Below are 23158 nucleotides of genomic sequence, written 5' to 3'. Positions count from 1 at the left end.
GAGCTTGCGAGCGCCTGATCCCGCTCGAGTGCGGATTGCATTAGCGCTCCTCTTTTGGTGACTTTTCTCTGGCGCGTCAGAGAAAAGTTACCCGCCCTCGCGGGGCGGATTCCCGCGGCACTGCACGCGAGTCATGAGGACCGCGGCAAAAGCAACCCAGCCTCAAATCTTCATCTCCCACCGCAGTTGCCACTGCGTATAGCTCGGCCCCCCACTGCGCGACGTGATCACCTGATCCCCAGTCGCGATGACCGTGCCATTGAAGTAGTCCATCGCCGACAGATTCGTCGCCGACAGTCGCAGTGACTGCTCGGTGTTGATGGCCCACAGTGCGAAGGCGTCCACCACCGCCTTGCGGCTGGCCGTGGTCTCGGTGATCAGCGTCTGCTGGATGGTGGTCGATGGCGTCCAGTTCAACGAGGCGCCCAGCGTCAGTGGCAAAGACCGCAGCCGGTAGTCAGCCCCCAGGTTGGCCGTCCCTTTGGGCTGGCCGTCGATGTGGTTGTTCGGCCCCGGAATGCCTTCCACCTTCGACGTGAAGACGCTGAAGTTGCTGCGCACATTGATGGGCAGCGCGTCCTCGAAATACTCATCCAGGCGGAAGCGCGCTTCCAGCTCGACGCCGGCGGTGGAGGCCTTGCCGATGTTCTGCGGCCGCGCCACCCAGCGTTGGGTGGCGGCCCAGGGCACGGTCTCCAGCGCCGTCACGGTGCGCATCAGGTTGCTGATGCGACGGGCGAAGAAATTGGCGCTGAGCAGGCCGCCCTTGACCAGGTAGTGCTCATAGCCAATCTCGAAGCCGGTCGCCAGTTCGGGCTTGAGGTCGGGGTTGCCGGCGCGGTCGGGCGTGTTGGCCTGGTGGGRCACCTGGCTGTTGATCGTCGGCCGCGCGATCAGGTCCTGCAGCTGCGGGCTGCGATAGCTGCGCGTGAGACTCGCGCGGATCATGTCGCGGCCCTTGTCGTCGAGCTTGTAGCGGGCATGCGCCAGCGGCGTGAAGACGCTGGACTTGTTGCGCGCGTCATAGCTCGCCGCGCTGGACTTGGTGGTGATGCCTTCCCAGCGCAGGCCGGCGTAGAAGTCCCATTGCTTGCCGACATTCCACTCGTCCTGGGCATAGGCGGCGACGCGCGTGGACGAGGCATCGAGGTCGTCGCCGAAATCGTCCAGCCCAGGTTGAGGCAAGCCGTTGACCAGCGTGACGCGGTTGGTGTGCCGCGTCGTGCCTTCGCCCTCGATGCCGGAGACCAGGCTGTGGTCGCCGCCGAGGTTGTGCGACAGCTTGGCCAGTGCGCTCCAGCTGCTGTCGCGGCTGGTGTTGTCGTCCTGCTGCAGCCGCGAGGCCGCGCCGGCCAGACTTTCCTGGCGCAGGCTGTGGCTCTCGCCACGGGCACGGCCGAGGCCACCGCGCGCTTCGACGCGGGTGTCGGCGCTGAGCTTGCTCTGCCACTGGGCGTTCAGCCGCGCCATCGTGAAGCGGTTGTCGCCGTCGGTGTCGGCCTGATCGAAAAAGCCGGGCGGCTTGACGGCGGGCGTGGGCGTCGTCGTCTGCAGCAGCTGGGAGTTGCTGCTGGACTTGGTCGACACGATGAAGGGCTGGATGGCCAGGCTGTCGGTCGCGTTGAGCTTGAACTGCACTCGGCCGGTCAGGTTCAGCGCCGTGCGCTCATCTGAAGTACGCCCGCGCGAGGTCAGCAGGCTGTCGCTGTTGGTGGCGACCGTGTGCGTCAGCGTGTCGTTGATGATGTTGTCGATGCGCTCGCCATGCAGGGCATTGACGGTCAGGTTGTAGGCGTGACCCTCGCCGAAGTTGTCGTTGCGCGTCCAGCTGATGCCGGGGCTGATCTTGCCGCGCTCGGTCGCGAAGCCGGCGCGGAACTCGTTGAGGCGTTTTTTGAGCGCCTCGCGCAGCACGACGTTGATGGTGCCGGCCACGGCGCGCGTGCCGTATTCGGCGGTGGGTGCGCGCAGCACCTCGATGCGCTCGACCTGCTCGGGCGGAAGCTGGTCCAGCGAGAAGCCGGGCGGCATGCGCTCGCCGTTGACGAGGATCTGCGTGTAGCCGCCGCCCATGCCGCGCATGCGGATGTCGCCACCGCGGCCGGGGCGGCCGCCGGTCGTCACGCCGGGCAGGCGCTTGATCATCTCGCCCAGCGTCGAGTCACCGTATTTTTCGATCTCCTCGCGCGTGATGACGATCTTGCTGGCCGTCGAGGCCTTGCGGATGGATTCATCACTGGCGGTGCCGCTGATCTCGACGCGCTTGAGCTGCTCGGACTTGGCGGCAGGTTTGGTCGCAGGCGCGGAGGCTGCTGCTTCGGGCGGGGCGGGGCGAGTCTGGGCGACGGCGGCGAAGCTGCCGCAGGCCACCAGCATGGCGGCCGCGGAAACACGGGTGAGTTGCATGGCCGGCAGTTTGCCGCGCCACCCGGGCTGGCTTGTGGCCGAGTCGTTAACGAAAGCTTTCTTTACCGAGACTGCTGCGAATCACTCACCGACGTGACGATTTCGCGGTGCATGGGCGCCAGGCGCGCCAGCATGCCGTTCTGCGCGCTGAAGGGAATGCCCTTGGCGTCCATGGCCTGCTGCAGGATTTCCACCAGCGCATTGAAGTCGCGCCGGGCGATGTCCAGGTCCTGGTGCACCAGCTTCATCGGTGCGCCCTTGTAGACACAGGGGCCACCGGCTTCCTGGCAGAGCTGCTCGGTGAGTTGCGTGGCCAGGTTCTCGCGGTTGGTGGTCTTGAAGAAGGGGGCCGTGCGCGGGTCGGCGACCAGTCGCGGCACGAAGTCGTCCATGACGGCGCGGATGCCGGCCTTGCCGCCCCAGGCCTGGTAGATGCTGTCGTTGGCTGGCGGCGTCTGCGCAAAGGCGCAAACGCTGGCAAGCAGCAGGAAGGCAAGGGCGACAGGGCGCATGGTGATTCCTTCAGAGCGCAAATTGCGCCGACAGATAGCTGCCCGTCTGGCGCCTGGGCTGCACGGCCGGCGCGATGCGGCCCAGGTCCACCCAGGCCGCGGTCAGCGAGAAGTGCTTGCTCGGTGCCCAGGCGATGAAGACGTCCTTCCAGTCGTCCTCCTTCAGCGCGCCGGCGCCGAGGATGGAGTTGTTCAGGTTGTCGGGCTTGGCGCGGAACTCGACCCCGATGGCGAGGTCCTTGCGCAGCAGCTTGGCAATCGAGAACTCCGGCTGCAGCCGCAAGCCCTTGCCCTGGGCGCCGCCAAAGCCGAGCAGGCCATTCTGGTTGGCCTTGGTGGCGCGCAGCGTCAGGTTGACGAGCACGCCGTCCGCCAGGAACAGCTTGGTGGCGCTGGCGTAGAAATCGGTGCCCGAGTCTTTGGCGCCCAGCGGGCCGAAGAGGGTGGGGCCGAGGTTGCCGGCATGGGTCTTCTTGTGTTCCAGGCCAATGGCGATCTGAGGCATCAGCGTGTCGCTGTCCAGCACGGCGTCGCCGGCGATGCGGACCTTGACGCCCAGGATGTCCTGTTTCAGGTGCAGGCCGTCCAGCCCCAGGGGGGCGAGGTTGCTCTCGGTGTCGAAGTCCTGCTTGGCCAGCGAGATCTCGACGCGGTCATGGAAGGCGACGGCCGCGCCATAGGTCAGCAGGCCGTAGTTGCCGGTCTTGGCGCGGGTGATGAAGGCGGTGGCGCCGACCTCGCCCGCCGTGGCGTAGCTGCCGGTCACCGCCCAGGGCGTCAGGCCACCGCCGGCCGCGCCGTCGATGCTGGACACGCCGCCGGTCAGCAGCAGCTTGCCATTGGACTGGGCCAGGGCAGGGGCGCTGAGCAGGACAGTGGCAAGCAAAAGAACGGGACGGCGCATGAAATCTCCAACGGCAGTGCGAGGCCGCTTCACTCTACGCACAAACCCCGCCAACTGGATGCAAAAGCGCCGGCAGCTAGACTGCGCGCCCTGTTTCAGTGAACTCCTGCCGCCCATGACCGCGATCTCCGAAGCCACGCTGCGACCCCTGTTGCAAGCCGTCGTCGACCCCGGAACCGGCCGCGACCTGGGCGCGGCCAAAGCCMTCAGGGCCGTTCAGGTACAGGGCAGCGACGTCGCCGTCGAAGTCGAACTGGGCTATCCGGCGGCCAGCCAGCACCCGGCGTTACGTGCGGCCCTGGTGGCAGCGGCCAAGAGCCTGCCAGGCGTCGGCAATGTCAGCGTCGCCATCACGACCCAGGTCGTTGCCCATGCGGTGCAGCGCGGCGTGCAGCTGCTGCCGGGCGTCAAGAACATCATTGCCGTCGCCTCCGGCAAGGGCGGGGTGGGCAAGAGCACGACGGCCGCCAACCTGGCCCTGGCCCTGCATGCCGAAGGCGCCCGCGTCGGCGTGCTGGATGCCGACGTCTACGGCCCCAGCCAGCCGCTGATGCTGGGCGTCAGCGGCCGCCCCGAGACGCTCGACGGCAAGAACATGGAGCCGCATATCGCCCACGGCCTGCAGGTCAACTCCATCGGCTTCCTTGTCGAGGACGATCAGGCCATGATCTGGCGCGGCCCCATGGCCACGCAGGCGCTGGAGCAGCTGCTGCGCCAGACCCGCTGGCAGGAGCTGGACTACCTCGTCATCGACCTGCCGCCCGGCACCGGCGACATCCAGCTGACGCTGTCGCAGCGCGTGCCCGTCACCGGCGCCGTCATCGTCACGACGCCCCAGGACATCGCGCTGATCGACGCCAAGAAGGGCCTGAAGATGTTCGAGAAGGTGGGCATTCCCATCCTCGGCATCGTCGAGAACATGGCCGTGCATATCTGCTCGAACTGCGGCCATGCCGAACATATCTTCGGGGTCGACGGTGGCCAGAAGATGGCGGCGCAGTACGGCACCGAGCTGCTCGCCGCGCTGCCGCTGGCCATGAGCATCCGCGCCCAGGCTGACTCCGGCACGCCGACCGTCGCCGCCGAGCCGGACGGCGAAGTGGCCGGGCTTTACAAGGCGCTGGCCCGCAAGGTCGCGGCCAAGATCRCCGCCCAGGGCAAGGACTACTCGGCCAAGTTCCCGAGCATCTCCATTTCCAAGACAACCTGATACCCGACTGATCCAGTCCCCCAGGGTTGCCCTCCCTGGACAAGGGCTCTCCTTTGTGAAGAAATCACAGTGCGGTGGCCAACGATGGCTGCCCGTGTGATTCGTTCCTGCACAAGAGCGGGCGGTGCCCGCAGGAGACAGCCGAATGGACATGAACCGGAGGCAGTTCTTCCGGGTGAGCGGCGCGGGGCTGGCAGCGTCCAGCCTGGTGGCCCTGGGGTTCTCGCCGACGGCCGCCCTGGCCGAGGCGCGCAACTTCAAGCTCGCCCGGGCAACCGAGACCCGCAACACCTGCCCCTACTGCTCGGTGGGCTGCGGCGTCATCATGTATTCCCTGGGCGATAAGGCGAAGAACGTCACGTCGTCCATCATCCACATCGAGGGCGACCCCGACCACCCGGTCAACCGCGGCACGCTGTGCCCCAAGGGCGCCGGCCTGCTGGACTTCGTGCACAGCCCCAACCGGCTCAAGCACCMCGAGATCCGCGAGCCCGGCAGCAAGGAATGGAAGCGCGTCGGCTGGGACGAGGCCATGGACCGCCTCGTCAAGTTGATGAAGGCCGACCGCGATGCCAACTTCGTCGCCCAGAACGCCGACGGCAAGACGGTGAACCGCTGGCTGACCACCGGCATGCTGTGTGCATCAGCCTCCTCCAACGAATCGGGCTACATCACCCACAAGGCGATGCGCTCGATGGGGATGCTGGTCTTCGACAACCAGGCGCGCGTTTGACACGCCCCGACGGTGGCCAGTCTGGCCCCGACGTTTGGGCGCGGTGCGATGACCAACCACTGGGTGGACATCAAGAACGCCGACCTCGTGCTCATCATGGGCGGCAATGCCGCCGAGGCCCACCCCTGCGGCTTCAAATGGGTCATCGAGGCCAAGCACCACAACAAGGCCAAGCTCATCGTCGTGGATCCGCGCTTCACGCGCTCGGCCGCCATGAGCGACTACTACGCGCCCATCCGCGCCGGCGCTGACATCGCCTTCCTGGGCGGCGTCATCAACTATTTGCTGACCAACAACAAGATCCAGACCGAGTACGTCAAGGCCTACACCAACGCCAGCTTCATCGTCGGCGAGGACTACAAGTTCGAGGCCGGCATCTTCAGCGGCTACGACGAGGCCAAGCGCCGCTACGACAACAAGAGCTGGGGCTACGAGCTCGACGACAAGGGCTTTGCCAAGGTCGACCCGACACTGGAACATCCGCGCTGCGTGCTCAACGTGATGAAGGCGCATTACTCGCGCTATTCGCCCGAGCAGGTCAGCAAGATCACCGGCACGCCCAAGGACAAGTTCCTCAAGGTCTGCGAAATGATCGCGGAGACCTCCAAGCCCAACAAGGTCATGACCATCATGTACGCCCTGGGCTGGACACAGCACAGCCAGGGCTCGCAGATGATCCGCACCGGCGCCCTCGTGCAGCTGCTGCTGGGCAATATCGGCCTGCCGGGCGGCGGCATGAATGCGCTGCGCGGCCACTCCAACATCCAGGGCCTGACCGACCTGGGCCTGCTCTCCACCTCGCTGACCGGCTATATGAGCCTGGCCCGCGACAGCGAGCAGGACCTCGAGACCTACTACAAGACCCGGGCGCTGAAGCCCCTGCGGCCAGGCCAGATGAGCTTCTGGCAGAACTACCCCAAGTTCTTCGTCAGCCAGCAAAAGGCCTGGTGGGGCAAGGCCGCCACGGCCGACAACGAATGGGCCTTCCACTACCTGCCCAAGTGGGACAAGGCCTATGACGTGCTGCAGGCCTTCGAGCTGATGGCCCAGGGCAAGCTCAATGGCTATATCTGCCAGGGCTTCAACCCGGTCGGCTCCTTCCCGAACAAGAAGAAGATCGTCGGTGGCCTGTCCAAGCTGAAGTACCTCGTCGTCATCGACCCGCTCAACACCGAGACGGCCGAGTTCTGGAAGAACTACGGCGAGCACAACGACGTGAAGAGCGAGGACATCCAGACAACGGTGTTCCGCTTCCCCAGCACCTGCTTCGCCGAGGAGGACGGGTCGCTGACCAACTCCGGCCGCTGGCTGCAATGGCACTGGAAGGGCGCCGAGCCCCCGGGCGAGGCCAAGGGCGACCCCGAGATCATTGCCCAGCTCTACACGCGCATGAAGGCGGCGTATGTGAAGGAGGGCGGCGCCTTCCCTGACGCCATCGTCAATCTGACCTGGCCCTATCTGCAGCCCACCAACCCCTCAGCCGAGGAACTGGCCAAGGAGTACAACGGCAAGGCCCTGGCCGACGTCACCGACGCCAAGGACGCGACCAAGGTGTTGGCCAAGGCGGGCGAGCAGCTCAGCGGCTTCGGCCTGCTGCGCGATGACGGCAGCACGTCCAGCGGCTGCTGGATCTACGCCGGCGCCTGGACGCAGGCCGGCAACCAGATGGCCCGGCGCGACAACGCCGACCCCTACGGCATCGGCCAGACGCTGAACTGGGCCTGGGCCTGGCCCGCCAACCGGCGCGTGCTCTACAACGCGGCCTCCTGTGACCCAACGGGCAAGCCGTGGAACCCCAAGCGCCGCCTTGTCGCGTGGAACGGCGAGCGTTGGGGTGGCTCCGATGTGCCCGACATCCGGCCCGACGCCAACCCGACGGACGCCGACGCGGTGCGGCCTTTCATCATGACCTCCGAGGGCGTGGCCCGCCTCTTCGCGCCCACCGGCATGGTGGACGGGCCGCTGCCCGAGCACTACGAGCCCTTCGAGACGCCGCTGGCCGCCAACCCCATGCACCCGGGCAACGCCAAGGCCAAGTCCAACCCGGCCGCGCGTGTCTTCAAGGGCGACATGGAGGCCTTCGGCACGCCCAAGGACTTCCCGTACGTGGCCACCAGCTACCGACTGACCGAGCACTTCCACTACTGGACCAAGAACGTGCTGACCTCGGCCGTGCTGCAGCCGCAGCAGTTCGTCGAGATCGGCGAGGAACTCGGCAAGGAGAAGGGCATCGCCAACGGCGACTGGGTCAAGGTGAGCAGCAACCGCGGCTTCATCAAGGCCGTGGCCGTCGTCACCAAGCGCATCGCGTCTCTGGACGTGGACGGCAAGCGCATCCACACCGTGGGCCTGCCCAACCACTGGGGCTTTGTCGGCGTGGCCAAGCCCGGCTATCTCGTCAACACGCTGACCCCCTTCGTGGGCGATGCGAACACGCAGACGCCGGAGTTCAAGAGCTTCACGGTCAACATCGAGAGGGCCTGAACAATGTCTTCATTGCAATCCCTCGACATCGCCAAGCGCTCCGCGACGACGACGCCGTCGACCCAGGCCCGCAAGCACGTCGCCGAGGTCGCCAAGCTCATCGACGTCTCCTCCTGCATAGGCTGCAAGGCCTGCCAGGTGGCCTGCATGCAGTGGAACGACCTGCGCGACGACGTCGGCGACAACCACGGCACCTACGACAACCCGCGCGACCTGACGCCCCAGAGCTGGACGGTCATGCGTTTCTCCGAGGTGGAGGTCGAGAAAGACAAGCTGGAATGGCTGATCCGCAAGGACGGCTGCATGCACTGCGAGGACCCGGGCTGCCTGAAGAGCTGCCCGGCGCCCGGCGCCATCGTCAAGTACACCAATGGCATCGTCGACTTCATCTCCGAGCACTGCATCGGCTGCGGCAACTGCGTGACCGGCTGCCCCTTCGACGTGCCGCGCATCAGCCAGGTCGACAGCAAGGCCTACAAGTGCAGCTTGTGCTCCGACCGCGTCGGCGTGGGCCTGGAACCGGCCTGCGCCAAGGCCTGCCCGACCGGCGCCATCCGCTTCGGCACCAAGGAAGACATGCTGGACTACGGCGCCGAGCGAATCGTCGACCTCAAGGAGCGCGGCTACGCGAACGCGGGCGTCTACGACCCGCCGGGCGTGGGCGGCACCCATGTCGTCTACGTGCTGCAGCATGCCGACAAGCCCGAGCTGTATCACGGCCTGCCGGCCGACCCCAAGATCAGCCCGCTGGTGTCGCTGTGGAAGGGCGTGGCCAAGCCGCTGGCTGTGGCGGCCATGATCGGCGCGGCGGTGGCCGGCTTCTTCCACTACACGCGGGTCGGGCCCATCGAGGACCCGGACGATCCTGAATCGGACATCAACGCCGACCGCAACGCCGCTCGCGACGATGCGGACCACCCCACCGCCTGACAGGAGCGCACCATGGGAACCCGCCTTCTGCAGCGCTACAACGCTGGCGAGCGCACCAACCACTGGTTGATCGTGCTGTTCTTCCTCGGTGCCGGCCTGTCGGGCCTGGCCTTCTTTCACCCGGCCTTCTACTTCCTGACCGCGCTGTTCGGTGGCGGCACCTGGGCGCGCATCCTGCACCCCTTCATGGGCCTGGTGATGGCGCTGTGCTTCGTCGTCATGTTCATGAAGCTGTGGCGTCACAACCGCATGACGGACCTGGACAGGGAATGGATGAGGCACAGCGGCGACATGCTGCGCGGCGACAAGAGCCGCATGCCCCCGGTGGGCCGGTACAACGCGGGCCAGAAGGCGGTGTTCTGGGTCATGGCCACCAGCCTGTTCGTGCTGGTGCTGACCGGCTTCATCTTCTGGCAGCCGTGGTTCGCCGACAGCTTCCCCATCATTGCGCGGCGCATCGCCGTCGTGCTGCATGCGCTGTCGGCTACCGTGCTGATCCTGACCGTCATCGTGCACGTCTACGCGGCCATCTGGGTCAGGGGCACGCTGCGGGCGATGACGCGCGGCACGGTCACCGAGGGCTGGGCGCGTCAGAATCACCCGCTGTGGCACCGCGAAATGACCAATGACCGTCAGTAGCACCCAGAAGATCCTCAGCCCGGAAGAGATCGCCGTTCGCGCCGGCGAGCAACTGAGCTTTCTGCACCTGCCCGAGCCTGGCGTGTTCGCCGAGCGTGCGCTGCGCCTGCGTGCGCTGGCCGACGGGCATGCGATGGGCGACTTCCTGCGCTTCGTCGCCGAGCTGGCCGACGCCCAGCACCGCGCGCTGTCGGCCAAGGTCGCCGTGCCCCTGCCCACGCCGGACGACATCGACGCTGCCGCCCGCGCCGGCGCGCCGCTGCTGCCGGCTGAAACCTGGCCACGTGCCGCCATCTGGCGCGAATCGCTGCGCGCCCTGCTGAACGATCTGGCCCGCCGCCTGCCTGAGGGCCCCGCCAAGGCCACCGCACTGCAACTCGCCGCCGCCAGCGATGAACACCTGGAGACCCAGGCCGGGCGGCTGCTGTCCGGTGTCATGCTGGGGCTGGATCTGGCCAGCGCACCGCTGATCGCCGCCGGACTGCAATTGCACTTCACGCGTCTGGTGCGGCAGACCTATGCCGAGCACGCCGATGCGCCGGTGCCGCCCTTCGGCCGCACCGACGACCCCACGCTCTGCCCCTGCTGCGGCTCCCACCCGGTCGCGTCGCTGGAGCGCCTGGGCGCCGAGGGTGCCCGCTACCTCGCCTGCGGCCTGTGCGCGACGCAATGGCATTACGTGCGCATCAAGTGCACGCACTGCCAGAGCACCAAGGGCATCTCGCTGCAAAGCCTGGTCGCGGCCGACGACGCCTCGACCACCGCCGACGCCGTCGTGCAGGCCGAGTGCTGCAGCGAGTGCGGCCACTACCTCAAGCTGATGCACCCGGCGCGCGACAACGGCGTCGAATGCGTGGCCGACGATCTCGCCACGCTGACGCTGGATCTGCTGGTCGGCGAGGCAGGCCTGCACCCTCACGGTGTCAACCTGCTGCTGCTGTTCGGCGAGCCGGAAGAAGCGCCACCACCTCCCGGAAGAAGCCACTGATGACTGCGCCCGACGAATCCGTGGTCCACGGTTCCAAGGCAAGTCCCAAAGACCTCCCGGCCCTGGACAGATTGCTGCGCGAAGCCGCGCCGCTGGTGGCCGAGCATGGCCACACGCTGGTGGCCAAGGAGGCGAGGGCGCTGCTTGACGCGCTGYGCACCCAGGCCCTGGCCGGCGCGTTGACCCGCTCAGACCTGGACGGCCTGCCCGCCGCACTCGCCGCCCGCGTGCAGGCGCGCATGCAGCCCGCCATGCGCGCCGTGCTCAACCTGACCGGCACCGTCATCCACACCAACCTCGGCCGCTCCCTGCTGGCCGACGCTGCGCTGCAGCAGGTGCTGGCGCTGATGGGTTCGCCCAACAACCTCGAATTCGACCTCGCCGCGGGTGCCCGCGGTGACCGCGACGAGCTGATCGAAGGCCTGCTGTGCGAGTTGACCGGCGCCGAGGCCGCCACCGTCGTCAACAACAACGCGGCCGCAGTGCTGCTGGGCATTGCGGCGCTGGCTGGCGGCAAGGAGGCCATCGTGTCGCGCGGCGAACTGGTCGAGATTGGCGGCGCCTTCCGCATGCCCGACGTCATGAGTGCGGCCGGCGTGACGCTCGTGGAAGTGGGCACCACCAACCGCACCCATCCACGCGACTACGAGCAGGCCATCACGCCGCGCACCGGTCTCATCGTCAAGGTGCACACCAGCAACTACCAGGTGCAGGGTTTCACGGCGTCGGTGGATGAGGCGACGCTGGCACCCATTGCGCACGCGGCCGGCCTGCCGCTGATGACCGACCTCGGCAGCGGCGCGCTGGTGGACCTGGCCGCCTACGGCCTGCCCGCCGAGCCGCTGCCCCAGGCCATGCTCGCGGCCGGCTGCGATGTCGTGACCTTCAGCGGCGACAAGCTGCTGGGCGGCCCGCAGGCCGGCCTCATCGTCGGCAGCCGCGCGGCGGTCGGCAGGATCCGCAAGTTCCCGATGAAGCGCGCGCTGCGCCTGTCCAAGCTGCCCTTCGCGGCGCTGGAGGCCACGCTGCGGCTCTATCTGCGGCCCGAAAGGCTGGCGCAGGACCTGCCCACACTGCGCCTGTTGACGAGGTCCCGGGAACAGATTGCCATGCTGGCCCAACGCCTGCTGCCCGAGGTCGCCGCCGCCGTGGCGCCGCGCTTCACTGTCGAGACCATGGCGCTGCAAAGCCAGATCGGCTCCGGCTCACTCCCTGTCGAGCGTCTGCCCTCGGCCGGCCTGGCAATCAGCGCGGTCGACGGCCGCGGCCGCACGCTTGAAGCGCTGGCCACCGCGCTGCGCGAGCTGCCCCGCCCGGTCATCGGCCGCGTGCAAGACAACCGCTTGGTGCTGGACCTGCGCTGCCTCGAAGAACCCGCGCTGCTGACCTCGCAGCTGGCCGTGTTGAAGGAGGCCTTGGCTTGATTGTCGGAACCGCCGGCCATATCGACCACGGCAAGACCACGCTCGTGCGTGCGCTGACGGGCGTGGACACGGACCGCCTGCCCGAGGAAAAGGCGCGTGGCATCAGCATCGAGCTGGGTTATGCCTATCTCGATGTGCCGAACCACGATGAACGGATTGGCTTCATCGACGTGCCCGGACACGAGAAGCTGGTGCACACCATGCTGGCCGGCGCCAGCGGCATCGACTTCGCTTTGCTGCTGGTCGCGGCCGATGACGGTGTCATGCCGCAGACGCGTGAGCACCTGGCCGTGTTGAGCCTGCTCGGCCTGACCCGCGGCGCCGTCGTCATCACCAAGGCCGACCGCGCCGAGCCTGCCCGCATCGCGGTGCTGCAGGAGGAGGTGAGGACGTTGCTTGCCGGCACGGGCCTGGACGCCGCGCCCATCCTGGCCCTGTCCGCGCCCACGGGCCAGGGCCTGGCTGAACTGCGCGAGCTGCTGTTCAGCGCCGCCCGCCAACTGCCGGCGCGCGCCTCGCAACACCTCGCTTCCCGCCTCGCCGTGGACCGCGCCTTCAGCCTCGACGGCGTCGGCACCGTCGTCACCGGCATGCTGCACGCCGGCGAGATCGCTGTCGGCGACGAGCTCGTCATCCAGGGTCACCGCGCCCGCGTGCGCAGCCTGCATGCGCAGAACCAGGCCGTCGAGCGCGCCCAGGCCGGCCAGCGCTGCGCCGTCGCCCTTGCCGGACTGGCCAAGGAAGATGCGCCGCGTGGCCAGTGGCTGACCGCGCCGGCCGTGGCGCTGGCCACCGAACGCCTCGACGCGCGGCTGACGCTGTGGCCCGGCGAGGCCAAGCCGTTGCGCTCGGGCACGCGCGTCCACCTGCACCTCGGCGCTCAGGCCGTCATGGCCAGCGTGGCTGTGCTGGACGGTGAAGCCATGGCGCCGGGCGGCTCGGCCCGCGTGCAACTCATCTGCCATGCGCCCGTCGGCGCCTGGCGCGGCGACCGCCTGGTGCTGCGCGACGCCGGCGCCAGCCGCACCATCGCCGGTGGCATCGTGCTCGATCCTTTTGCGCCCGTGCGCTACCGCCGCACGCCCGAGCGGCTTGCCGAACTCGGGGCCTGCGAGCTGCCTACCGCCGGGCAACGCCGCGAACGGCTGCTGGCGTTGTCGTCCCTCGGGCTGGACCTGGCCCGCTTTGCGCAGGCTGAAGGCCTGGCCGAGCCGCTGGACGGCTGGGCCCTGGGCAGCGAGGCCAGCGCGGCGCTGACGAGCAGGCTGCTCACCACGCTGGCCGACTTCCATTTGAAGTCGCCCGACGAACTCGGCCCCGACGCAGCCCGCCTGCGCCGCCTCGTCGCGCCGCGCCTCGCCGAGCCCCTGTGGCGCCAGCTGCTGGCCGAGCTGCGCGCCGGCGGCCGCATCGCCCTGCGGGGCGCCTTTGTGCATTTGCCCGAGCACGGCGTGCAGCTATCCGCTATCGAGGAGCGCATCGCGCAGAAGATCGCGCCTCGCCTGGCCGCCGCCGGCGCGGAAGGCGCCTGGGCCCGCGACCTGGCCAAGGACTGCGCCGAGCCCGAGCCGCTGATGCGCGCCACCCTTGCCCGCCTTGCCCAGCAGGGCGAGTTGCATCAGGTGGTGAAGGACCTCTACTGCGACACCGCGACGATGACACAGCTCGCCGGCATTGCGCGCACCCTCGGCGCCGGGCAGGGCACGGTCACCGCCGCGGCCTTCCGCGACGCGACCGGCCTGGGCCGCAAGCGGGCCATCCAGCATCTGGAACATTTCGATCGCGTCGGCCTGCTGCGCCGCGTGGGTGACGAGCATCGGCTCCGGGCGGACAGCGGGCTGTTCGCCGAGGCGACGCACACATGAACATGGAAAGAGAACGACACCGGTGTGTCGGCCGGGCTTCAAACCCGGTGGGTGGCGCCACGCGCCGCCGGGTGGGTTCGACTCCCTCCTCTTTCCGCCATTGGGCCTGGCCATGCTGATCGCCGGCACCGAGATGCCCGAGGCGTTCTGGTACTGGGCGGCAGACCAGACCTGGGCCGAGCCGCTGCCCGGCGGCCATGTCCGCATCGGCATCACGGCGCTGGGCCTCAAGGCCTCGGGCGAGATCTATATGTGCCGGCCCAAGCCGGCTGGCAGCGAGATCGAGCAGGGTCGCTCCATCGCCGTCGTCGAACTGGCCAAGTCCATTTTGTCGGTGAAGTCGCCGCTGTCCGGTGTCGTCACCCGTGTGAACGAGGCACTGGATGAGCGCCCCGAGCTCATCCACCAATCGCCCTACGACCAGGGCTGGCTGGTCGAGCTGGCGCCCTCTCGGCTCGCCGAGGAGAAGGGCAGCCTCGCCATCGGCGCGGACGCCATCCGCGCGGCCCTGCAGCACTGGGCGTGGCTCAACCAGCTGGAGACTGGCCCATGAAGCGCGCCGGCCTGGCCATCCTGCTCTGGGCCGCGGACCCCGACGATCCGGTGCGGCTCGCCACGCCCTTCGCCCACGCCGCCGCTGCCGCCGCGCTGGAGCTGCAGGTCGAGGTCTATTTCTCGGCGCGAGCCGTGTTGCTGCTCAAGACCGGCGTGGCCGAGCAGCTGCGCGCCTCGGAGCGTTTCGACAAGACCATCGCCGACTGGATGAAGGACGCGCTGGACCACGGCGCGCGCTTCTACGCCTGCTCCGACGCCCTCGCGGCCCATGGCCTGACGCATGCCGACCTGATCCCCGCCGGCCGCCATCACGGCGGTGCTGTCCAATACGCCTCCCGCGCCGCCCACTCCGCGTGGGCCACCCTCGTGTTCTAACCCTCTCAGGAGATTCAATATGGCCCTCTCTCGTGTCGTCGCCAGTCTGGCGCGCGGTGTGGTGATGTCCTTGGCGCTGGCCGGCGTGGCCGCCCAGGCCCAGCAGGTACTGCGCGTGACCGCCATCCCCGACGAGTCACCCACCGAACTGGCGCGCAAGTTCGCGCCGCTGGGGGCCTACCTGGAGAGCAAGCTCGGCATGAAGGTCGAGTGGACGCCGGTGACCGACTACGCCGCGGCCGTCGAGACGGTGGTCAACAAGAAGATCGACCTGGCCTGGTTCGGCGGCTTCACCTTCGTGCAGGCCAATGTGCGCAGCAACGGCAAGATCGTCCCGCTGGTGCAACGCGAGGAGGACGAGAAGTTCCGCTCTGTCTTCATCACCGATGCCAAGAGCGGCATCGCCAAGCTGGAAGACCTGAAGGGCAAGACGCTGAGCTTCGGTTCGCAGAGCAGCACCTCCGGCCACCTGATGCCGCGCAGCTATCTGCTGGCCGCCAAGATCAACCCCGACGTGGACTTGAAGCGTGTGGCCTTCAGCGGCGCGCATGACGCGACCATCGCCGCCGTCGCGAGCGGCAAGGTGGACGCCGGTGCGCTGAACATCTCGGTCTGGGAGAAGTTCGTCGCCGACAAGAAGGTCGACCCGATGCAGGTCAAGGTCTTCTACACGACGCCGGCCTACTACGACTACAACTGGTCGGTCCACGCCGACATGCCGCAGGCCCTGCAGGACAAGATCAAGGCCGCCTTCCTCGCGCTGGACCCGAACACGCCGCAAGGCAAGGAGATCCTCGGCCTGCAGCGCGCGACGAAGTTCGTGGCGACCAAGCCGGAGAACTATGTCGGCATCAAGGCTGCAGCCGAGAACGCTGGCCTGCTGAAGTGATTGCAATCAGCGGCATCGACGCCGCGGCGCTCGGTGGAACAACGCCCGTGCTGCGCGGCGTCAGCTTCGCGCTGGCCGCGGGCGAGCAGGTCGCTGTCATCGGTGCCTCGGGCGCGGGCAAGACGACGCTGCTGAACCTGCTGGCGCTGATGCAATGCCCGCTGAGTGGGCGCTTCACGTTGAACAGCGCTGACCCCTGGGCGCTGGGCCGCGCAGAGCGTCAGCGCTTGCGGGCGGACATCGCGCTGGCGCCGCAGCAGCCGCCTTTGCCGCCACGCCAGCGCGTAGCGGTGGCCGTGCTGGCCGCGCGCCTGCCGCGCATGTCGCTGGCGCGCAGCCTGCGCACGCTGTGGAGCCCGCCGGATGCGCCACTGGCCCAGGCCGCGCTGGCGCAGCTGGATCTGGCCGACAAGCTCTGGCTGCGTGTGGACCGGCTCTCCGGCGGCGAGCGCCAACGCGTTGGCCTGGCGCGCTTGCTGGTGTCCGATGCCCGCCTGTGGCTGGCCGACGAGCCCCTGGCCGCGCTGGACCCGACCCGTGCCGGGCTGGCCCTCGCAACGCTGCAGCGCAACGCCAGCGAGCGCGGCGCGGCCCTGGTCTGCAGCCTGCACCAGGTCGATCTGGCGCTGAAGCACTTCCCCCGCGTCGTCGCGCTGCGCGCCGGCCGGGTCGTCTACGACGGCGCGCCGGGCGGCCTCGATGAAGAGCTGCTGGACGAGCTCTACCGCAGCCAGAACGAGGCACCGCCCGAGATCGCGCCGCTGCCTCAGGCCGTACCGTTGCCGCAGGCCATGTGCCGATGACGCTGCGTGACCCCGCCGTCGGCCAGCGCTGGGCCACGCTGCTGATCGCCCTGGTGCTGGCCTGGCCGCTGCTGGTGCTGGCCGAGTTCAAGCCCTGGGCGCTGTTCGATGAGCGCAGCCTGCGCGCGACCGGGCGTTTCCTGGCCCAGTTCATCACGCCGCGCGCCGATGCCGAGTTCCTGGGCCTGCTGGGGCGCGACACCTGGCGCACGGTGGCCATCGCGACGGCGGGCATGAGCCTGGCGCTGCTGCTGGCCTTGCCGCTGGCCCTGGTGTCGACGGCGCGGCTGTCGGCCAGCACGCTGGAGGGCCGCCCCGGCCCGGCGCGCTGGCTGCGCCGCGCGGTGCGTGCGCTGCTGGTGCTGCTGCGCTCCATCCCGGAGCTGGTCTGGGCCCTGGTCTTTGTCCGCGTCGTCGGCCTCGGTGCCACGGCCGGCGTGCTGGCCATTGCGATTGCCTACGGCGGCATGCTGGGCAAGGTCTATGCGGAGATCCTGGAGAGCGCCGACGCCGCGCCCACCCAGGCCCTGCTGCGCTCGGGCAGCGGCCGGCTGCAGGCCCTGCTGTTCGGCGCGCTGCCGAGCTGCCTGCCCGAGCTGCTCAGCTACACGGTCTACCGCTGGGAATGCGCGGTGCGCTCGTCCGTCGTGCTCGGCTTCGTCGGCGCCGGCGGCCTGGGCCAGCAGCTGGACAACGCCTCCAAGATGTTTGCCGGCAACGAGGTCAGCGCCATCCTGCTGGTGTTCATCGCGCTGGTGATGGCCAGCGATGCGTTCAGCCGCTGGCTGAGGAGCAGACTCGCATGAGGTTGTCCACCGCCGCCGTGGTCGCCGGGCTGCTGGCTCTCGTCATCGCCAGCTTCTGGTCGCTGGACCTGCAATGGGCCGCCTTCCTCGGGCCCGAGGCCCTGGCCAGCATGGGCCGCTTCGGGCTGAGCTTCTTCCCGCCCGAGACCGCGCCGGCCTTCCTGGCCAGGACCGGCTGGGCGCTGCTGGAGACGCTGGCGATGTCGGCCATCGGCACGGCTCTGGCCGTGGTCGGCGGCCTGCTGCTGGCCTTGCCGGCGGCCGGTTCGGGCGCGGCGCGTGTGGCGGCCCGGTTGGTGCTGAACGCATTGCGCAGCGTGCCGGAGCTGGTCTGGGCCTCGCTGCTGCTCATCCTAGCGGGCCTCGGGCCGCTGCCGGGCACGCTGGCCCTGGCCTTGCACACCAGCGGCGTGCTGGGCCGGTTGTTTGCCGAGAGCTTCGAGAACGCTTCGCCCGAGGTGGCCCTGGCACTGCGCCAGCGCGGCGTGGGCGCAGGTCGCGTGTGGCTGTTCGCCACCTTGCCGCAGACCCTGCCCCAGCTCGTCAGCTACACCCTCTACCGTTGGGAGAACAATATCCGCGCGGCCAGCGTGCTGGGTGTCGTCGGCGCCGGCGGCCTGGGCCAGATGCTGAGCTACCACCTGGGACTCTTCCAGATGCACGAGACCTGCACGGTGCTGATGGCGATGATCGCGTTGGTGGGCTTGGTGGACGCGCTGTCCTGGGCCGCCCGAAGGATGTTGACGCAATGATGGAAGAGACCCTGCTGCAGGCCCTGCTGACCCGCTATTCGGTCGGCCCCAAGCACCTCGTCGAGCCCGGGCCGAGCGACGCGCAACTCGTGCTGATGGTGCAGGCCGCGCTGCGCGCACCCGATCACGCCGAATTGGTGCCTTATCGCTTCAGGCTGGTGCGTGGCGCCGCAAAAGAGAGCATGGCCGCCCTGTTTGCCGACGCGGCCCTGGCTGCCGGCAAGGGTGAGGAGGGCGCGGCGCTGGACGCCGAGCGCGCGCTGAAGCCGCCGCTGACGGTCGCCGTCGTCGCCCGCATCGACCTCGGCCACCCGCAGGTGCCCGCGCACGAGCAGTGGGCGGCCGTGGGCGGCGCCATCGCCAACTTCCTGACGGCGGCCCACGCCCTGGGCTTTGGCGGCAAGATGCTCAGCGGCGCCAAGGTGCGCAACCCGGCCATCGCTGCGGCCTTCTGCGAGCCGGGCGAGACGCTGGTCGGCTGGATCGCGCTGGGCACGCCCGCGCGCCGCCCTGCGGGGCCGGCGCGCAAGCCGGCCGCCGATCAGGTGCTCGTGGAGTGGCAGCCGCTCACACCAGACCGGTGAACTTCAACACGTTCCAGAAGCTGATCTCCTTGCCGATCATCGGCACCCAGCCCGCCGGCGCGGCATTGCGGAAGGAGCGTGGGTCGGCGTCGACGATGCCGTTGAATACCTCCATCAGGATGCGCCCGCCCACCGGGCCGAGCTGCGAGACCGAGCAGGGGCCGGTGGCAAAGTCGTCATCGTTCAAATCACGCTTGCCCGCCTCGCGCCAATAGGTCAGCACCGGCACCTGAGCTTCGGCCAGGATGTAGAACCACAGCGGCGTTTCGGTCAGGAAGCGCTGATCGGCGCTGGCGATGCTCTTGAAGGTGAAGCCGTTGGCGCCTTCGGCACGCACCATCAGCTCGTCCTCGCCCAGCGGCTTTTCGCGCAGCTTGGCGGCAAAGGCCTGGCCGGTGGCGATGGCATAGCTGGGCAGGTTGCCGCGCTTGAGGTTCAGGCTCGCCAGCGAGGCGCCGTTGCCCACGCTGGGCGGCAACTTGGCGAGCGGGTCCACCAGCGAGGGGTCGATCTTGTAGGCCCATTGCAGGCGCACGGCCGGGTTGTTCTCCACCGGCTCGGGGCCGTTTTTGACGGGGATGCCGAAGCTCGGCGTGAAGAAGCGGCCCCAGTCGTCGATGACATGGTTTTCCGGCAGTGGCTGGAAGCCGATCAGGCTGTCGGCGGTCAGGTCGCCGCCGTCGAAGATGAGCTTCTTGGTCGCGGTGTTGAGGCGGTAGCCGCGCCTCACCATCGAATGGCCGTAGCGGTAGGCCGCACCAACGAATTCCTTGGGCAGCTGGGTGCGCAGCGTCGGCACGTAGAGGTCGTAGGCGGCATCGCCGAGGGCCGCGCGGCGCTGGGTGAAGAAGTCGTAGGTGTGGGTGTTGACGATGCGCAGCAGATAGTCTTCCAGCACGACGCGTTGGTAGGTCCAGGTGACCTCGGCGCGGGCGCGCTCGAAGAGGTTGCCGGTATCGCCGCTGGCGGTCAGCTTGGCCACGACGGCGTTGTGGAACTTGATCATCGCCAGCTGGATCTGGCAGACGATGGAGTTCTCGTCGTTGCGCTTGTCGCCAATGATGGCGCGGCCGTTCACCGGCTGGCGCATCAGGTCCTTGCCGCTGGCGTCGATCAGCAGCGTGGCGCCGTCGGCGGCGTACATATAGGGCTGGTCCTGGGGCCCGGCGCCGTAGACGCAGTCCAGGTCCATGGCCGGCGTGCGCAGGTTGGAGGCGGCGTCCGTGGGCCTGGAGAAGGACGAAGTCGTGTCCAGCGTCAGGTCATGGTCGATGAACTGGCCGAAGTAGGTGTAGCCGGCAGGGACCTTCAGGTTCTCCTCGGCGTCGGCCCCGTCGTTGAGCTCGTCGTCCGGGACGATCATCAGCGCGGCCAGGGCGTCGAGGCTGGCGTCGCTGAAGGGCTTGTGGTTCTCGGGCAGCAGGCGGGTGAACTTCTGTTCGCGCGTGCCGAGCAGGCCGTGGCCGTTGTTGGGGGTAGTCATGGCAGTCTCCTGAATGCGCCAAGCGGAAAGGCATCGTGGACCTGTGGCAGCGCAGGTGAATCCCCAGGCTTGCGGAAAAATCACCTCTGGCATGCTTCAAGCTAGGGGTTAGGTAGCGCCCATTGCCCTGAAGCTGTCGGCAGGCCAACATGGAGCTGACTTCCCATGCTTGGCGACCAAGCTGACCAACAAGTGAAGAGAGATGGAGCTCACTCCCCGAGTTCGGCCGGCATCTGCGGCCGCACGTGCTGACTGACAAGGATCGAGCGAAGCAAGATGGAATTGACTCCACGTGAGAAAGACAAGTTATTGCTCTTCACCGCGGCGCTGCTGGCCGAGCGGCGCCGCGCGCGCGGGCTCAAGCTCAACTACCCGGAGGCCGTCGCCTTCATCAGCGCCGCCATCCTCGAAGGTGCACGCGACGGCAAGACGGTCGCCCAGCTGATGAGCGAGGGCCGCGAGATCCTGACCCGGGACGATGTCATGGACGGCATCGCCGAGATGATTCCCGAGATCCAGGTCGAGGCCACCTTCCCGGACGGCACCAAGCTCGTCACCGTTCACCAACCCATCGTCTGAACCCCATGCGCGCACTCCTGCTTGCCCTGCTGAGCGCCCCGGCGCTTGCCCACGACGGCCATGGCGCGCCGTCCGCCCATCTGCACGGTTGGGACGGCGTCGGCATGACGGCCCTCATCGCCGCGGCCGGCGTCGCGGTCTGGTGGTTGACCAAGGGCCGCAAGTGATGGTGCCCGGCGAACTGATCACCGCTGACGGCGAACACGAACTCAACCCCGGCCGCCGCACGCTGACGCTGAAGGTCGCCAACACCGGCACCCGGCCCATCCAGGTCGGCTCGCACTACCACTTCGCCGAGACCAATGCGGCCCTCGGTTTCGACCGCGAGGCCGCGCGCGGCATGCGGCTCAACATCTGCAGCGGCACGGCCGTGCGCTTCGAGCCGGGACAGACGCGCACCGTCGAGCTGGTGGATCTCGCCGGTGACCGCACCGTCTGGGGCTTTCGTGGCCTGGTGCAGGGCAAGCTATGAAGATCAGTCGACGCGCCTATGCCGAGATGCTCGGCCCCACCGTCGGCGACAGGCTGCGCCTGGCCGACACCGCCCTCGTCATCGAGATCGAGCAGGACCTGACGCTGCGCTCCGGCGGCTACGGCGAGGAAGTGAAATTCGGCGGCGGCAAGACCGTGCGCGACGGCATGGGCCAGTCCCAGCGCATCAACGGCCCCGGCCCGGGTGACGCGGTCGACACCGTCATCACCAACGTCGTCATCCTCGACCACTGGGGCATCGTCAAGGCCGACATCGGCTTGCGCGGCTGCCGCATCGCCGCCATCGGCAAGGCCGGCAACCCCGACGTGCAGCCGGGCGTGGACATCGTCATCGGCCCCGGCACCGAAATCATCGCCGGCGAGGGCTTCATCGTCACGCCTGGCGCCATCGACACCCACATCCACTTCATCTGCCCTCAGCAGATCGAAGAGGCGCTGATGAGCGGCGTGACCACCATGATCGGCGGCGGCACCGGCCCCGCCACCGGCACGTTGGCCACCACCTGCACGCCCGGCCCCCACCACATCGCGACGATGCTGAAGGCCGCCGAGGCCTTTCCGATGAACCTCGGCTTCATGGGCAAGGGCAATGCCTCGCGCCCCGAAGGCCTGATGCAGCAGATCGACGCCGGCGCCATCGGCCTGAAGCTGCACGAGGACTGGGGCACCACGCCCGCGGCCATCGGCAACTGCCTGAACGTGGCCGAGCTGACCGACACCCAGGTCGCCATCCACACGGACACGCTCAACGAAAGCGGCTTCGTCGAAGACACGATTGCCGCTTTCAAGGGCCGCACCATCCACAGCTTCCACACCGAGGGCGCGGGCGGCGGCCATGCGCCGGACATCATGAAGGTGGTGGGCGAGGCCAATGTGCTGCCCAGTTCCACCAACCCGACGCGGCCGTTCACCGTCAACACGCTGGACGAGCACCTCGACATGCTGATGGTCTGCCATCACCTGGACGCCGGCATCGCCGAGGACCTCGCCTTTGCCGAGAGTCGCATCCGCCGCGAGACCATCGCCGCCGAAGACATCCTGCACGACCTCGGCGCCATCAGCATGTTCTCGTCCGACTCCCAGGCCATGGGCCGCGTGGGCGAGGTTTCCTTACGCTGCTGGCAGACGGCGCACAAGATGAAGGTGCAGCGTGGTGCGCTGCCTGGGGACGGCGCCGGCAACGACAACGCCCGCGTGAAGCGCTACCTCGCCAAGCTCGCCATCAACCCTGCGCTGGCCCACGGCATCAGCCACGAGGTGGGGTCGATCGAGGTCGGCAAATGGGCCGACCTGGTGCTGTGGAAGCCCGCCTTCTTTGGCGTGAAGCCCGCGCTGATCCTGAAGGGCGGCTTCATCGCTGCCGCTGCGATGGGCGACCCCAATGCCTCCATCCCGACGCCGCAGCCGGTGCACTACCGGCCGATGTTCGGTTCCTTCGGCGCTGCGCTGGCCCAGGGCTCGCTGACCTTCGTCAGCCAGGCAGGGCAGGGCAACGTCGAGAAGCTGGGCCTGGCCAAGACCCTGGTGCCCGTGAAGGGCTGCCGCTCGGTCAAGAAGGCCGACATGCTGCTGAACAACTACCTGCCGACGATGGAGATCGATGCGCAGACCTATGAGGTGAGGGCGGACGGCGTGCTGCTGACCTGCGAGCCGGCCAAGGAGTTGCCGATGGCGCAGCGGTATTTCCTGTTCTAGAAACGCCACGTCTCGAGAGGCCAGGCAAGGCATTGGAAAAGAGGCATTGA

The 23158-nt window shown here is 68.3% G+C and carries 22 protein-coding genes and 1 tRNA gene; 19 read left to right on the top strand and 4 right to left on the bottom strand.

The genetic code is table 11. From position 1 onward, the window contains the following. Window positions 1-162: 162 nt before the first annotated feature. The 3 genes from AC1D2H_RS03620 to AC1D2H_RS03610 all read right to left on the bottom strand — a co-directional run bounded on the left by AC1D2H_RS03620 (window position 163) and on the right by AC1D2H_RS03610 (window position 3822). Complete coding sequence (locus tag AC1D2H_RS03620; protein ID WP_478009911.1) at window positions 163-2406, bottom strand: TonB-dependent receptor plug domain-containing protein; 2244 nt, start codon at window positions 2404-2406, stop codon at window positions 163-165. A 62-nt stretch (window positions 2407-2468) separates the two neighbouring features. Further along, window positions 2469-2918 (bottom strand): group I truncated hemoglobin, encoded by a 450-nt coding sequence (locus tag AC1D2H_RS03615; protein WP_477932974.1) that lies wholly within the window; start codon window positions 2916-2918, stop codon window positions 2469-2471. Between the two features lie 10 nt (window positions 2919-2928). Continuing rightward, window positions 2929-3822 carry a DUF3034 family protein gene (locus AC1D2H_RS03610; RefSeq protein ID WP_478009910.1) on the bottom strand — a complete coding sequence of 298 codons (894 nt, stop codon included), beginning with the start codon at window positions 3820-3822 and terminating at the stop codon, window positions 2929-2931. Between the two features lie 115 nt (window positions 3823-3937). Here AC1D2H_RS03610 and apbC point away from each other — a divergent pair, with 115 nt between their 5' ends. The 15 genes from apbC (at window position 3938) to AC1D2H_RS03535 (ending at window position 18859) form a co-directional block, all read left to right on the top strand. Beyond that, the gene (gene apbC / locus AC1D2H_RS03605; RefSeq protein WP_478009909.1) at window positions 3938-5032 is read left to right on the top strand and encodes an iron-sulfur cluster carrier protein ApbC; all 1095 of its coding nucleotides are present in this window, start codon (window positions 3938-3940) and stop codon (window positions 5030-5032) included. Window positions 5033-5177: 145 nt separating this feature from the next. Beyond that, complete coding sequence (gene fdnG / locus AC1D2H_RS03600) at window positions 5178-8249, top strand: formate dehydrogenase-N subunit alpha (protein WP_478009908.1); 3072 nt, start codon at window positions 5178-5180, stop codon at window positions 8247-8249. Window positions 8250-8252: 3 nt separating this feature from the next. Next, window positions 8253-9179 carry a formate dehydrogenase subunit beta gene (gene fdxH, locus AC1D2H_RS03595; protein ID WP_478009907.1) on the top strand — a complete coding sequence of 309 codons (927 nt, stop codon included), beginning with the start codon at window positions 8253-8255 and terminating at the stop codon, window positions 9177-9179. 12 nt (window positions 9180-9191) lie between these two features. Then, window positions 9192-9818 carry a formate dehydrogenase subunit gamma gene (locus AC1D2H_RS03590; protein ID WP_478009906.1) on the top strand — a complete coding sequence of 209 codons (627 nt, stop codon included), beginning with the start codon at window positions 9192-9194 and terminating at the stop codon, window positions 9816-9818. Beyond that, window positions 9805-10806: a formate dehydrogenase accessory protein FdhE gene (gene fdhE, locus AC1D2H_RS03585; RefSeq protein WP_478009905.1), complete on the top strand. Its 1002-nt coding sequence runs from the start codon at window positions 9805-9807 to the stop codon at window positions 10804-10806. The genes AC1D2H_RS03590 and fdhE overlap by 14 nt, the downstream gene beginning before the upstream one ends. Further along, the gene (gene selA / locus AC1D2H_RS03580) at window positions 10806-12230 is read left to right on the top strand and encodes an L-seryl-tRNA(Sec) selenium transferase (protein WP_478009904.1); all 1425 of its coding nucleotides are present in this window, start codon (window positions 10806-10808) and stop codon (window positions 12228-12230) included. The genes fdhE and selA overlap by 1 nt, the downstream gene beginning before the upstream one ends. Further along, the gene (gene selB, locus AC1D2H_RS03575) at window positions 12227-14095 is read left to right on the top strand and encodes a selenocysteine-specific translation elongation factor (RefSeq protein ID WP_478009903.1); all 1869 of its coding nucleotides are present in this window, start codon (window positions 12227-12229) and stop codon (window positions 14093-14095) included. Before selA ends, selB begins: the two co-directional genes overlap by 4 nt. Window positions 14096-14099: 4 nt before the next feature. Then, window positions 14100-14195 (top strand) — tRNA-Sec (locus AC1D2H_RS03570). Between the two features lie 12 nt (window positions 14196-14207). Continuing rightward, on the top strand, window positions 14208-14648 hold the full coding sequence (locus tag AC1D2H_RS03565) for a glycine cleavage system protein H (protein WP_478009902.1): 441 nt from the start codon (window positions 14208-14210) through the stop codon (window positions 14646-14648). Continuing rightward, window positions 14645-15025, top strand: a complete 381-nt coding sequence (locus AC1D2H_RS03560) for a DsrE family protein (RefSeq protein ID WP_477932955.1) — start codon at window positions 14645-14647, stop codon at window positions 15023-15025. Before AC1D2H_RS03565 ends, AC1D2H_RS03560 begins: the two co-directional genes overlap by 4 nt. A 19-nt stretch (window positions 15026-15044) precedes the next feature. Continuing rightward, the gene (locus AC1D2H_RS03555; RefSeq protein WP_478009901.1) at window positions 15045-15914 is read left to right on the top strand and encodes a putative selenate ABC transporter substrate-binding protein; all 870 of its coding nucleotides are present in this window, start codon (window positions 15045-15047) and stop codon (window positions 15912-15914) included. Continuing rightward, a complete protein-coding gene (locus AC1D2H_RS03550; RefSeq protein ID WP_478009900.1) occupies window positions 15911-16717 on the top strand; it encodes a phosphonate ABC transporter ATP-binding protein in 807 nt (268 codons plus the stop codon). Before AC1D2H_RS03555 ends, AC1D2H_RS03550 begins: the two co-directional genes overlap by 4 nt. Then, window positions 16714-17523, top strand: coding sequence for a phosphonate ABC transporter, permease protein PhnE (gene phnE / locus AC1D2H_RS03545; RefSeq protein ID WP_478009899.1), 810 nt, complete (start codon window positions 16714-16716; stop codon window positions 17521-17523). Before AC1D2H_RS03550 ends, phnE (AC1D2H_RS03545) begins: the two co-directional genes overlap by 4 nt. Next, window positions 17520-18275, top strand: coding sequence for a phosphonate ABC transporter, permease protein PhnE (gene phnE / locus AC1D2H_RS03540; protein WP_478009898.1), 756 nt, complete (start codon window positions 17520-17522; stop codon window positions 18273-18275). Before phnE (AC1D2H_RS03545) ends, phnE (AC1D2H_RS03540) begins: the two co-directional genes overlap by 4 nt. Then, window positions 18272-18859 carry a nitroreductase family protein gene (locus AC1D2H_RS03535; protein WP_478009897.1) on the top strand — a complete coding sequence of 196 codons (588 nt, stop codon included), beginning with the start codon at window positions 18272-18274 and terminating at the stop codon, window positions 18857-18859. Before phnE (AC1D2H_RS03540) ends, AC1D2H_RS03535 begins: the two co-directional genes overlap by 4 nt. Here AC1D2H_RS03535 and AC1D2H_RS03530 read toward each other — a convergent pair. Further along, window positions 18843-20342, bottom strand: coding sequence for a peroxidase family protein (locus AC1D2H_RS03530; RefSeq protein WP_478009896.1), 1500 nt, complete (start codon window positions 20340-20342; stop codon window positions 18843-18845). The genes AC1D2H_RS03535 and AC1D2H_RS03530 overlap by 17 nt on opposite strands. A 276-nt stretch (window positions 20343-20618) precedes the next feature. On the opposite strand from AC1D2H_RS03530, the gene AC1D2H_RS03525 reads away from it, so the two are divergent. Genes AC1D2H_RS03525 through ureC form a run of 4 tightly spaced genes read left to right on the top strand, consistent with a single transcriptional unit; the run spans window position 20619 to window position 23108 of the window. Then, window positions 20619-20921, top strand: a complete 303-nt coding sequence (locus AC1D2H_RS03525) for an urease subunit gamma (RefSeq protein ID WP_477932941.1) — start codon at window positions 20619-20621, stop codon at window positions 20919-20921. Window positions 20922-20926: 5 nt separating this feature from the next. Then, a complete protein-coding gene (locus AC1D2H_RS03520) occupies window positions 20927-21088 on the top strand; it encodes a hypothetical protein (RefSeq protein ID WP_477932939.1) in 162 nt (53 codons plus the stop codon). Next, window positions 21088-21393, top strand: a complete 306-nt coding sequence (locus AC1D2H_RS03515; protein ID WP_478009895.1) for an urease subunit beta — start codon at window positions 21088-21090, stop codon at window positions 21391-21393. The genes AC1D2H_RS03520 and AC1D2H_RS03515 overlap by 1 nt, the downstream gene beginning before the upstream one ends. Continuing rightward, window positions 21390-23108, top strand: coding sequence for an urease subunit alpha (gene ureC, locus AC1D2H_RS03510; protein WP_478009894.1), 1719 nt, complete (start codon window positions 21390-21392; stop codon window positions 23106-23108). The genes AC1D2H_RS03515 and ureC overlap by 4 nt, the downstream gene beginning before the upstream one ends. Window positions 23109-23158: the final 50 nt, after the last annotated feature.

The organism is Roseateles sp. P1_C1_2, from assembly GCF_056406535.1.
The sequence above is the reverse complement of the archived record's forward strand: the minus strand, read 5'-3'. Positions and strand labels throughout refer to the sequence as shown.